The sequence below is a fragment of the Vibrio sp. MA40-2 genome, from assembly GCF_047302445.1.
Lineage (GTDB): Bacteria > Pseudomonadota > Gammaproteobacteria > Enterobacterales > Vibrionaceae > Vibrio.
Map to the genome: position 1 here is coordinate 2557703 of NZ_CP178628.1, position 13263 is coordinate 2570965.

The 13263-nt window shown below is 39.0% G+C and carries 12 protein-coding genes; all 12 read right to left on the reverse strand.

Annotated elements, in window-relative coordinates:
- Window positions 1-79 precede the first annotated feature (79 nt).
- Window positions 80-1642, reverse strand: a complete 1563-nt coding sequence (locus ACLKML_RS19085; RefSeq protein ID WP_413284547.1) for a L,D-transpeptidase family protein — start codon at window positions 1640-1642, stop codon at window positions 80-82.
- Window positions 1643-1765: 123 nt separating this feature from the next.
- Window positions 1766-2872, reverse strand: a complete 1107-nt coding sequence (locus ACLKML_RS19090; protein WP_413284548.1) for a DUF1513 domain-containing protein — start codon at window positions 2870-2872, stop codon at window positions 1766-1768.
- Window positions 2862-3890, reverse strand: a complete 1029-nt coding sequence (locus ACLKML_RS19095) for an imelysin family protein (protein ID WP_413284549.1) — start codon at window positions 3888-3890, stop codon at window positions 2862-2864. The genes ACLKML_RS19090 and ACLKML_RS19095 overlap by 11 nt, the downstream gene beginning before the upstream one ends.
- 12 nt (window positions 3891-3902) lie before the next feature.
- Window positions 3903-5273: a di-heme oxidoredictase family protein gene (locus ACLKML_RS19100; RefSeq protein WP_413285932.1), complete on the reverse strand. Its 1371-nt coding sequence runs from the start codon at window positions 5271-5273 to the stop codon at window positions 3903-3905.
- Window positions 5274-5364: 91 nt separating this feature from the next.
- Window positions 5365-6621, reverse strand: coding sequence for an imelysin family protein (locus ACLKML_RS19105; protein ID WP_413284550.1), 1257 nt, complete (start codon window positions 6619-6621; stop codon window positions 5365-5367).
- Window positions 6622-6871: 250 nt separating this feature from the next.
- The gene (locus ACLKML_RS19110; RefSeq protein ID WP_413284551.1) at window positions 6872-7468 is read right to left on the reverse strand and encodes a GTP cyclohydrolase II; all 597 of its coding nucleotides are present in this window, start codon (window positions 7466-7468) and stop codon (window positions 6872-6874) included.
- A gap of 393 nt (window positions 7469-7861) precedes the next feature.
- Window positions 7862-8323, reverse strand: a complete 462-nt coding sequence (gene nrfF / locus ACLKML_RS19115; RefSeq protein WP_413284552.1) for a heme lyase NrfEFG subunit NrfF — start codon at window positions 8321-8323, stop codon at window positions 7862-7864.
- 64 nt (window positions 8324-8387) lie between these two features.
- Window positions 8388-8921, reverse strand: coding sequence for a DsbE family thiol:disulfide interchange protein (locus ACLKML_RS19120; protein WP_413284553.1), 534 nt, complete (start codon window positions 8919-8921; stop codon window positions 8388-8390).
- The gene (locus ACLKML_RS19125) at window positions 8908-10839 is read right to left on the reverse strand and encodes a heme lyase CcmF/NrfE family subunit (protein WP_413284554.1); all 1932 of its coding nucleotides are present in this window, start codon (window positions 10837-10839) and stop codon (window positions 8908-8910) included. Before ACLKML_RS19125 ends, ACLKML_RS19120 begins: the two co-directional genes overlap by 14 nt.
- Window positions 10840-10905: 66 nt before the next feature.
- Entirely contained in the window at window positions 10906-11853 is a 948-nt protein-coding gene (gene nrfD, locus ACLKML_RS19130; RefSeq protein WP_413284555.1) for a cytochrome c nitrite reductase subunit NrfD, read from the reverse strand.
- Between the two features lie 2 nt (window positions 11854-11855).
- Window positions 11856-12539: a cytochrome c nitrite reductase Fe-S protein gene (gene nrfC / locus ACLKML_RS19135; RefSeq protein WP_413284556.1), complete on the reverse strand. Its 684-nt coding sequence runs from the start codon at window positions 12537-12539 to the stop codon at window positions 11856-11858.
- Window positions 12540-12550: 11 nt separating this feature from the next.
- Window positions 12551-13156 carry a cytochrome c nitrite reductase pentaheme subunit gene (gene nrfB, locus ACLKML_RS19140; protein ID WP_413284557.1) on the reverse strand — a complete coding sequence of 202 codons (606 nt, stop codon included), beginning with the start codon at window positions 13154-13156 and terminating at the stop codon, window positions 12551-12553.
- Window positions 13157-13263: the final 107 nt, after the last annotated feature.

Below are 13263 nucleotides of genomic sequence, written 5' to 3' on the forward strand. Positions count from 1 at the left end.
ACACTTAACACGAAACACACACCAATTAATTTGATTTATGACTAGTTTTATTAACGTTTTTATCAACCTAAGCCAACTGTCAATTTTGTGTTAAAACTAACCGTGACGGCGTTTTATCATAACCGTAAATGTCTTTTCTATACTGAACAACGTCATCTTTTATCCATGCTGTTTGATACACTAAATGGACAGGAATTTGCTGACGTAACGCAACTTTAGCACTAACTGGTGGACCGACAGACTGTTTTGGCGGTTCAATACCTTGAACCTGCATTAAGGTATTAGCAAATTTATCTGCATATTGCACTCGAATACAACCGGCACTGAAGGCTCTATAGGTTTTATTAAATAAATATTTAGCGGGAGTATCATGTAAGTAAATAGCGCGCGCATTAGGCGTATTAAACTTCAATTCACCCAGTGCATTTTGTTTGCCTGGACCTTGCGTCATATTATAGGCAAAATTATCCGCTTCAATAGTTTGCCAGTCTATCGTGCTTGGGTCTATTTCCTCTCGAGTACGCCAGCTCTTAATCACTTTCATATTCATACGTTCAAGATAATTCTCATCCTTTTTTATTTTAGGAATAATATCTTCGCGAACTAATTTTCTAGGAACATTCCAAGATGGATTAAATATTAATGTATCCATTTTTATCGATAATAGTGGCGTTTTTCTTTTCTTGTTGCCCACAATAACTTTTGAAGTAAAACGTGCCTCACCATTATGCCAATAAGACAGTTGAAAATTAGGCAAATTAACAATAATAATGTTTTGCCTATCTTTCGGCATTAAGCGTGATCTTTCGGTATTTAACGCTAATGAATGTAACCGTTGTTGCGGTGAAACGTTTATCCAATACAACGTTTCCTTGCCGATAACACCGTCAGGTTTTAAACCATGCATTGTTTGAAACTGTTTAACCAGTTGATACAGTTCATCATCAAATATCAATGATGCCTCTGTGTTGGAAGTGTGCGTCAACCCAACCACATCTAATCTTGCTAATAATTGCGCTTTATTAAGTAATATATCGCCTTTATGCGCGACAGCATCTTGTTGGTACTTGTCAACACCTGTATCTATGGCATGACTAAGTATGGTTACTGCATGTTTTAGCGAATCTCGATGTTCAGGCGTGGCATGTAATGAAGCAATAAAGTCACGCAGCCTATTTTGATTAATGGTGTTAATGAGTGAGTTGACAAGAGCAGGCTCTAACTGAGTTGTTGGCAATTGAATATTGTTGCCGTAGTACCACTCAGCTCCCTGCGATGAAACTAACGAAACATAGTGCATGTAGTTTAATAAGGTATCTGTCGCCGTTACGTCATATTTGTACCATAAACCAGCACGTCTATACTGTTGTAAAGTAGTCAACCGCGATGAAAACAGCTCACTCAGGCCAGAGTAATGCATGATAATTAGCATAGACTCAAACTGCTGGCTAAGTGTGGGATCGTGCCATATCAATTGAAACTCTTCCGCCGCATAGACTTGATGTACGATTTCTGGATAAGTGATCTCTAAGGAAAATTGACTTCCAAAATCGAGACTTCTAAGATCGGGTAGATCTTCTAGTGCGGTGGCTGATGCTGAAAACCATAAAACCCAAAACGATACGAACAGACGACATTTCATACTACAACCGTTTAATTATCTTTATAATTAAACTCAATATAGCATGTAGAATGCCTAGGCATAATAAACTGTGTAGCAAACTGGATAACAAATTCAATTATTTGCATTTCTGATACTGGTTAATTACCCAACTCTCGCCAAATGGTTATCCCACAAAACTGATGTTTTATGTAGATGACTGTGACCACTGCCGTTTACATCTACTACCCTACCAGAGCCAGAACTAACAAAGAAACCTTGCTTGTATTTGACTACACCTGAAGCCTCGGGAAGTACGTCAATCTCGAGTAATTGATTGTCTGATAACGACCAAATACCATAACAATTCCCCCGTGGAGAAGTGGCTAACAGCAAATCATCAACCACTTCTATACTGGCTATATAGTGATTAAAGCGAGCCCATTGCTCATCTTCAGCTTGTAGATGATAGAATGCTTGCCCTCTTTTGTGCACAGCAATTAATGGCGGAGTATCATCGGTATCTCCTCTGTATTGCTGACCAGAAATCACCATACTCGAACTAGGCGTACATAAATGCCGAATACTAAGCTTTTTATCACTAAGATTTACTTGTTCTGATAACTGGCCTTTTGAATTAAAATAACACAGAGCAGGTAACATCGATTCAAGGTTGAGCGGCGTTCTACCATTGGTATGAACCCCACCAACAGCAACGACGATATCATCATTATCTAAGACTCGAATTTCATGTGGACCAATACCAAACCCAGTTAATTCTTCAACTTTTTTATAAGAATTTGTCGCATCATATACACCAATAATACCGGCACTGGTTTTTGACTCACCTTCGGTAACAAACAACCAATTTCCATCATTGGAATAAGCACCATGTCCGTAAAAATGACGCTTAGGTTGAGCTGAAATAAAGGATAAGCGTTCGCCAGTTACGTAATCTATTACTTGAAAAAACACGCCTGGTCTACGAGCAAATACCACCGCTTCAGTTTTCAATTGATTTGGAGACACAGCTATACCATGTCCCCTTGCAGGAAGAGTGATCGAATGAACAGGAGCGCCGTTTTCAGAAGCAACAACCGCAGTATATTGACCACTGGAATCGACAGCGCAACCGATAAAAGCGCCTGTCCCAGTAACCTTGCGGCTGGTAGTGACAGCACTGCTTATAAGCGGCAATGCTTGTGACATAGGCGAAATACTAGCCAATAATGCCGCTTTGATTAAATTTCGCCTAGTTGAATCAATCGCCATCAGTTGAATTGAACCCCACGACAACACCTAGGTTAACCGCTAGTTCTTCTGAAACTAAGTATTTAAGATATTCAAACTTGTTATAAACACTGAGTATTTCACGGTAGCCATCTTTAGATTGTAACGAACGAAATAAACTAGATTCTTCAGGCCAGTTTTCAGCAAGCAGATTAATTTGATTTTCAATTCGTGCGGCTAAGTCCGCATGTCCTTGATTAATCAATGCTGCGTGCATACCATTGCCATTGGCAAAATAGATCGATTTAAACGATTCTACATTGCTTTGTAAGTTATCCAACGATGAATGAGAACGCCAAGATTCAGAAAAATACGGTCTAGGCTGGCCTATTTTTGCTAGAGGACGACTCAACTTCTTCATACTAAAATCTAGCTGATTTGATAACAAACTAACGTACTCTTGTGTCCACTCTTGCTCATCAAGTTCAACCCATGGGTTCACATTCCATGCTTGAGCGATGAATGTGGCATTGTTATCCAGATTTTCACTAATTACGCTTGCCAAGTGACACGTTGTTACGCTGTCACTTGATAGTGGTGATTTAGGCTCAAAATACAGCCATTCAATTGCACCTAAACCTTGTACGGTAACACTACTATTCGCAATGTCATCGACACTAATTGGTTTATTTTCGTTAACCAAATTTTGCATTTTTCTACCAGTGGTATTCTTTTTGTCTGGCCAAAACTGAATCGACCAATTCTTTTCTAAGGCTTCGATTGGACCTCGATCAAAACCTTGAAGACGATTCCAGTTAAGCATTGCAGAATGCCAGCTATTTCTCACCTCTTGTATTGACTGGTTATTCGGAGTTTCACAATAGTGATCAATGCTACCACTCAATTGCTTAGTCGATTGAGCAAATACTGCGCTTGAATCTTTAAATTCGAGATAAACACTACGGCTATTATTTGTTGTAGAAAGAACATCTGTATCAGAGGTTCCCGCATGAACGCCGCCTATAAAAGTACTTAAAACTACAGGTAGTATAAAACGCATCTTAGCGAGTCCTTATAAAGAGTTTAAAAACGCAAGTAGAGCTTCGCGATCATTTTTGTCCATCGCAATAACTTTATCTCGTGCATTCTGTGCTTCACCGCCATGCCATAAAATGGCTTCCATCACATTTCTCGCTCTGCCATCATGGAGTAAATAAGTATGACCATTCACTTCTTGGGTGTAACCTAAACCCCAAAGCGGCGTGGTTCTCCACTCTCTGCCATTGGCTAAATACTCTGGACGATTATCGGCCAATCCATCACCCATGTCATGTAACAGCATATCAGTATAAGGATGAATTAATTGATTCGACAAGGCTGGTCTATCTTGTACTACCGCAGTAGTTAAGTTGTTTTGATGACAGGTTGAACAATCGCTGCTTTCAAATAGCTTTTGACCTTTTTTAACCTTAGGATCAGAAACGTTTCTGCGAATTGGTACCGCTAAATGTTGTGAATAAAATTCAACAAACTTTAAGATATTATCGCTCACTTCCGGTGAACCACCATTAGCTAACTGCTCACATGCTGGTTGATTTTCTGTGCAGTTGTGATTTGGAAACAGCTTTGAGGTTAAACCTAAATCACCATTAAAAGCTGACGCATTTTGCTGCATTAAGGTTGGTTGTCCTGCTTTCCAACCAAATCGACCCATTGAATAATCTTGCTTAAGTACATCCCAAACTCTATTTGCTTTCCCTGTTATAGAATCGGTGCTAGCGGCTTGTTTCGCAGCTATATCTTGGATAACTTTTTCTGGAATCGCTTCTAATAGCCCTAGTCCTATCATTGGAGGAGCAACACGAGCAGAGAATTGAGTGTCAGGATGCATATCCCCATAATTTAGGTCGGTAATTTTTAGGGTTGGTTTACGCAGCGTTACATGCTCACCATCAGCAAAGTTAACCACAACATCCTGATAAGTAATATTGATTTGACCTTCTGGCTCAGCGCCAGGAATAGATAAGTCTTGAAGTTGGCCACCATAGGTTGGCTCTGGAACCACGCCATCTTTTGCGTACATTTCTTTTTGTGTATCTGTAACAGCAGGTATGCTTAGGCGAACCAACATCGAAACGGCGTTATCATCTTCACTTTCTGGTGCGTGACCTCGGCCATCTTTTATATGACAACTCTGGCAAGCGTTGGTATTAAAGATAGGCCCTAAGCCATCTCGAGCATCAGTTGAGGCTGGCGCAGGGATCCAAGGGTTGCGAAAGAAACTGTTGCCCACGCTAAAATCAAGCTTTTTACTCAATGACAAATTGCTAGCCGGTTGTGAAAAAGCATTCGGACCTAATTTATTGGTACTTGTTTTGCCACCGGAGCGTATTGTATTAGGATCACTTGCCGAGGCGGAACAAATGAAAGACGCTAATAGCATCGCTGCAGATGTAGATAACTTCATTATATTTCCAGAGATAAATGGGCTCTAATGAGCCCTTAATATTAATTATTGTTGTTTTTATGCTTACTTAGAATTCGTGATCAGCAGTATCTGGGCTTAAACTGTCGATACCAACAAGACTTGCTGCTTTTTCGATAGCTTCAGTTTGTACAACCAAGGCTTTAATTGAATCATTCACTAATTCATTACCTTTACTGTTGTTAGCCGCAATAAGTTGATCAAAGTAGACACCATCAACTTCAGCTGAATTCACCAATTCCCCTACTTGTGCACGTGCTTTATCAAAATCAGATTGAATTTGTTTTGCTGATTGCACATCAACTTGCTTAACTAAATCATGAATACTTGGCCCTGCAAGTAACTCACCATTTTGTTGTACATAAGTACCAGTGTAAACGTTGTAGATACCTTGTTCGTTATAATAGTGGGAATTATGAGTATTATCAGAAAAACAATCATGCTCATCTTCAGTTGAGTGCGCTTCTAATGCAACCTTCATTCGTTCACCAGCCAACTCACCTAGAGAAAGAGACCCCATACCGAATAGCATTTTACGTAGGCCATCTTTAGACGAGTTAGATAACAATTCGGCACGGTAGTTGTTAGTTTGGTTTGGTTCCCACTGGTCTACCATCCAAGCTAAATCGGTTTTCAATAATTCAGCCGTCGCTTTAAGGTATTCAGCTCTTCGCTCACAGTTACCATTCGTACACGCTTCACCAATAACATAATCGGTATAAGGTCTAGCACCTGCGCCCGCACCGGTGCCATTTAAATCTTGTCCCCACAATAGAAATTCAATAGCGTGATAACCAGAAGCAACGTTTGCTTCAGAACCACCAATTTCATTTAAGTTAGCAATAAGTTCAGGAGTAATTTTTGCCGTGTCAATTTTTTCAGCACCAACTTGTACAGACGTATTAGCAACAATATTTGCAGTAGCGCCTTGGTTACCTAGTTCATATTGATAGTCAGAAGCAACATAATCGATTAAACCTTCATCTAACGGCCAAGCATTCAATTGACCTTCCCAGTCATCAACAATGGCATTACCAAAACGGAAAACTTCTGTTTGCTGATATGGAACACGAGATTCATACCATGCATTTTTTACTTGTTGGAATGTTTCTTCTGAAGGTGATTTAAGAAAAGCTGAGATTGAAGAATCCAATTGTTCCGCTGTGGTTAATGCATCTGAAAATACAGCGTGAGCTAGATCAGTATAGTGTTCCACTACTTGTTTTTCGGTTACAGTTGCAGCATTACTTACACCACTGATAAGTAACATCGATGTAGCTAGCGCAATTTTCGATTTGTTGAGCATATTCTGTCCTTGTTTAATATTATGAACTTTATATTATTAGTTTTATATTTTTGATTATCTATCGTTACGAATGATAAGGGTTATCATTACCATTCGTGTTCGGTATAATACTAAATTGGAAAGTTATTGCAACAAGCAGAAAAAACTAGGTGTAGAAGAAAAGCAATATGCTGTCAGGTATAGCGGTAAAAACGAAAAAACCACCCGCTTTAACGAGTGGTTCTATAGATGAATGGTGCCGGTGAAATTCTTATAGCTCTAAATTATGTTTACCATGAGAAACTTTAGCTTTAAGGTAATTTTCGTTACCACTCTTTACATGTGCAGAAGTGTTAATGACATCTTCAAGTTCAATACCTAACTCTTTTATTTCCTTTATTTTTTTAGGGTTATTGGTAATGAGCTTAATTTTTTTCAACCCTAAAGCAAATAACATTTCAGCGGCTTCGGTAAAATCTCGCAAGTCATCACCAAAACCTAAATGGTTATTCGCTTCGTAAGTATTCATGCCTTCACTCTGCAATAAATAAGCATCAATTTTATTGTACAAGCCTATCCCTCGACCTTCTTGTCGTAAATAAAGGATAATACCGCCCTGCTCACCCATTTTATTTATAGTTTCTTCTAATTGTTCACCGCAATCACATCGCGATGAATGAAAAACATCACCAGTCAAGCACTCTGAATGCATTCTGACCAGTGGAGTTTCACCCAATTGATCCGCATTCTTAAACACAAGCGCGACGTGTTCTTTATCGCTTTTAAGACCATGAAATGACAGAATTTCTGCATCAATATTACTTTTTAAACCTACTTTTAAGGCAACTCTGGCGCGAACTTCAGCCATATTTATACTCACTTAACACACTCATGCAGCTTGATTAGCACCACGAGCTTGGGATTATTTGGATTAATTACAACATGGGGGTGAATAATTTTATTTCAACGAACCCTTTGTTAGCAACAACTTTACCATCATAGCTTTAGGTCATAGCGCTATATTTTGGTTATCACTCTATATTTTGAGTAATAACTATAGCTTTAGGTCATAACAATAGCTTTAGGTTATCACTATTAGTCTTAAACCAACGATTAACAAAGGTCAGTTTTTAACAGATTGTTATACTATAACAACTATCTAGCTATTCAAGCGATATTCACTCTGGATCGACCAATATAGCTAAACCATCGGGATGTTTGTAAGCACTTGAGATTAATTCGGCAGCACATCATTTTTAGTTCAATCAACGGAAGGACTGGTTTTGACCATTTTAAACGCTAAAAACAAGCCCATTACTATCAATACAATAGGCAACAGCCACAAAACTAATGTTCGGTACGATAACACTGGATCATAAAGAACAAAATCACCAAACCTGTAAGTCATAAACTGGATAATTTCTTCATCGCTCTTACCTTGCTTTACCATCTGATACACTTTTAAACGCAGATCTTTGGCAACCGGTGCATTAGATTCGACCAAGTTTTGGTTCTGACACTGAGGACAACGTAGACTTTTGGCCAGCTGCACTGCATCTTGCCGTTGCTGTTCCGATTCAAATTCGAATAGCTCCGCTTGAATAGCCACTTCTTTATTATCATCATAAAAAATAACCGTGTTGTTACTATCTTGCGCATACGCTGGCAATACAATGGATACTGAAACAATAAAAAAGGTAAATAGAGCGGTTAACTTATTCATATTTCCTACTAAAAATATAAGTGGCCATGCTGAAAAACAAACGTGAATACGCTAAGTTTTACCATTACTTTATTAAGTAAGGATAAAATTGTTGCTGCCATATGGTTGAATCAATAGTGCCGCTGAAACGTGCCTGAATTTTACCTTGCGGATCAATTAAAAACGTTTCAGGGGCGCCTAGTACGCCAAGATCTAATGCAAGTAGACCATTTGGATCAAAAATAATTTCTCGGTACGGGTTCCCTTCTGATTCAATAACCTTGATTGCATCAGCACTATTATCCCTATAATTTAAGCCAATTATATCAATACCTGCTGTGGATAATTCAAGCAGAAAAGGATGTTCTACTTTGCAAGCAGCACACCAAGACGCCCAAACATTTAAAATTTTATAGTGCTCACCAAGCAATATGGTTTCATCTAACCCATTATTATTCAGTAGCGACTGTAAATTAAAATGAGGAACGGGCTTGTTAAGCAGCGGCGTAGTCGATTGCTGATTAGAGTTTACTAAGCCAAAATAAAACAGCATAAATATACCGATCAATAGACCACACAAACTGGCTAGCTTAACAAATTGTATGTTAACTATTTTCATGCTTTTGCTCGTCAAGATTCTTTGTACGTTTAGATAAATAGAATTTAGATTGACCGCTATTTATCAATACAGCCAATGCCCCACCCATGACCATTAGCAACCCTCCAAACCAGATCCATTGTATATAAGCTTTATACTGAATACGTACTGCAAAAGAACCATCGTGAAGCTTTTCTCCCAAGGTAATATACAGATCGCCATGCCAATAAGTGGCAATAGCCGGTTCGGTCATACTCATTACTCGCACCTGGTAATGTCTCCTTTCAGCAGCCACCCTGTCTTGTTCATCTATGACTATATAAACTTGTTCAGCTGTATAGTTCGGGCCAACAAATAACTGTTGTTTTTCAACATTAAGGTGAAAACGTTCAAATACTATCTGGTCACCAACCCCAAGTTTGGCACTGGTTTCAACTGAGTGATAAGCGTTCATACTGGCACCGATACAAAGCAAAATCATACCAGTGTGGGCCAAAATCATTGGCAATAGAGCGAACCGCTGCTTATTCAACTTGGTAACGAATACCCGGTCTAACAAACTAAAACCGACCAATAGGCTCAAAATCCAAGTAGTCAAAACCATTGGTTGTAAGGCCTGATACTGAGCACGATATAAAATAACGCCTAAAAAAATGGCCGCTAACATCAACCGAAAAATAGATTTTAGCTGCAATTTTGCGCGAACTAACATAGCGCTACTCGTCATTAAAACTAACGCTAAAAACGTTAAAGGAGCAAACAGTGTATTAAAATATGGTGCACCTACTGATATTTTACCAAGGCCGAAAATTTGAAAAATCATCGGATAAAAAGTACCAAGTAACACGGTGATCATAGCAATAGTAAATAAACCGTTACCAAGTAAAAATACAAAACTTCGACTTCTGTAACGCGTAATAACCACTGAGCGAATATCATTGCTTCGTATAATTTGGCTACCAAATCCCAACAGCACTAACACGACCAATATACCAATTAAAACTAAGCCCCGAGTAGGATCAACTGCGAAGGCATGCACTGAAGTGATGACACCTGAACGAACGACAAAAGTGCCTAATATACTTAAAGAGAAAGTAATAAATGACAGCCCATAGGTCCATTTAAGTAGCCGTTTTTCCTGTTGACTAATTAATAAACTGTGTATTAATGCTGTTGCTGTCAACCAAGGAAGCAATGATGCGTTTTCAACTGGATCCCAAAACCACCATCCTCCCCAACCTAATTCATAATAAGCCCACCACGCACCGAGTAATATTCCGCCGGTTAAAAAAGTCCAAGCAAAAAGACTAAACTGGCGACTAACCGCTAACCATGCACTTGGGATCTCTTTTTGCCACAATGCCGCCAGCGCAAACGCAAAACTAGAAGCAAAACCAATATAACCAATATACAAAAGTGGAGGATGAAATATGAGTGCAACATCTTGCAACATCGGGTTTAAATCTCTTCCCTCTTGAGGAAAAATACCACTTAATTCGAATGGATTCGAAGCTAGAAGCGTAAAGAAAGCAAAAATAGAAACTAAAGATGATGAAACTAATAGCACTTTGGACAAATAAGCCGCAGGTAAGGTTTTATGCTTAAGTGCTATCGCAGAATTCCAAATTGATAGTGTGAGCACCCAGAATAATAATGAACCTTCATGCCCACCCCATACTGCCGCGCCCTTAAAAAATACCGGCAGTTGAGTATTTGAATGCGCCGCCACATAAACTAACGAGAAATCATCCAAGATAAACGCAGTTGCCAACGCTAGGATAGAGAACAAAGAAAAAAGCAAACACACATGAACCAACGTTATCACGCTGCCAATAGCGGTTTGTTTGTCCCATAACCATGTCGCTAAAACTGAAATTACGCAGAAGAGTGAACTAATAGCAACAATAATAAGAGAGAACTGACCAATATCTGAATACATAAAATTATAATTAGGCTCAACCCTAACGGTTAAAATCTCGTACGATTAACGTTGAGCCTATATTTCCTATACAACGGTCATTTGACCAGCATAAAGAACAAACGTGCGTAACATCAGTACGCCCACCAAGCTAAGTATAGTGACAACAAAAATAAAGCTGTGTTTATGACGTATGGCTGCGGGCATAAAGAAGTTAAGTGCCAAGGGCGTTAACATTCCAAATACAATCACCCCCCACCAGAACCAGCTAGCCCAAAAACCACTACCGATCGCATTATATGCCGCAAGCTCCCCTTGCCCACCACCAAAAATAAGCCCAGTAAAAAAGCACAGCATAACAAACAGCTCGAACATCACGACAGGACGTTCAAAACTGTGTACCCATTTAGCGGTTATACTTGTTGGTGATTGCTTGAAGAACACAATCCCGCCCAGCATACATGCCGCGGCTCCCGACGATAAACTTGAAAACAGGAACAAAATAGGCAATACAGGATTATTAAGCATAGGATAAGTTTTTAGCGCAGAAAGTAAAAAGCCAGTGTACGCGGCGAGCATAATCGCCATAAAACCTAAGAAAAGCTCCCAAAAGTTTTCCAATTTAGCCAATTTCACTATAATACCATCAACAAACGAAAGGGAGTTGGGCGTATATTTTCTAATGGTTTGTCTGAATATAATCGCTATCCAAACGAAAAGAACCATTAGATAAACTTGGAATAGAATAACTCCCATGGACATCACTGAACTGGTATTAAAGTGGATCATTATTTTCCAAAACATTAACGGTTTTGTTAAGTGGAAAATTAAAATAGTCAAACCTGAAATGATACCAAATGGTGCAATCCATGCTGTGGCTTTCAATATACCATCTTGCGCAGGGTCACCCTCTATAACTTTACGCTTTAAGTAAATTGAAATCATTACCGCACCAGCGGACATACCTGCTAAAAATAGATAGATAGCGATAATCCAGTCCCAGACCAAAGTATCGAAATTAAATGCAGTTTCCATTGCTAAATCTCCCCTTTCTGGTGTGGAATTTTATACAACTTAGGTTTAGTACCCAGTTCAAGTTTATCTCTGTAAATAATATTGCTATTCAGCACAGCATTAATATCTGATGTTGGATCGTTTAAGTCACCAAAAATAAGTGCGTTAGTCGGACAAGACTCAACACAGGCAGGAAGTTTACCTCGCGCTAAATTGGTATCACGACAGAAATTACATTTATCAGCCGATTTGTGTACCGGATGGAAAAATCGAACTTGATAAGGGCACGCGGCTAAACAATAACCACAGCCAACACATTTATCATGATGAACGTCAACAATACCCGTCTCTTCATCTTTATAAGCGGCTCCTGTTGGGCAAACCATAACACAAGGTGCATTATCACAATGCTGACAAGATTTACGCGTGAAACGGTAATCAACATCAGGGTATTCGCCTTGTGGTTCACTTCTAATTATTTCTAACCTAGCAACGCCTTCAGGAACACTATTCACTTCTCGACATGCATCCATACATGCTGTACAGCCGATACATGCCGTTTCATCATGAACCATGCCATAACGCTTCTTACCATCTACCATAGTGTTAGCAAGTGTTTTTTTACTCAAAGCACTGGTACTGGCAATACTAGTAGTAAAGATGACGGCACCAGCCCCCGTCAAAAAGTTTCGTCTAGAACAACTCATGTCATCTTCTCCTACTCATTGTCTTTCTGCTTTGGCATCGCTTGTTTAACGTTGTTAAAGTCTGAGTGACAATCAACACACAGCTGAACCTTCTGCTTATGGTCAAAACCAAGCACTTTAGCTTTATTTGCGTGAACATTATGACAATTGGTGCAAGTCAGATTTTTTGCATGCACATCGTGTGTCCAATAGTGCTCTCGTAGCTCATCGGGCTTGTGACAGTCGGTACACTCTTTATTTGCCACCAGTATTTCGGCTTGAGTAAGCACCCGTTTGTTATTACCAACTTGAGATTGCGCTTCAAAATACTTAGTTACTTTAGGGGCACCATTACGGTGTCTCGAACTGATCTTGTTATGACAGTCAGCACATTTAAGTTGTTTGCCTAAGACGTCTACCGCATTGTATCCGTGAGAACCATGTAACGAATCATAAGATTTCTTATGGCATTTAAGACATTGTTTATCTTTACGAGAAATAACCAGTTTTTTCCGTTCTGATTCTACTTTGGTGTTATCACTTACGGTTTCAGCATAGACATTTATAGAAAAACCATAGAGACATAATATAAGAAGTGATTTCAACATTATGGCTATGGTCAATTTAATATTGGCCATTTTATCCTTTCCTCAGTTCAGAGTTTTCCTATATCAATCGGTAAATATATATAAATTAAATTGATATAAAAATCTTCTAAATAAGTAATAAATACATTTGGATATAT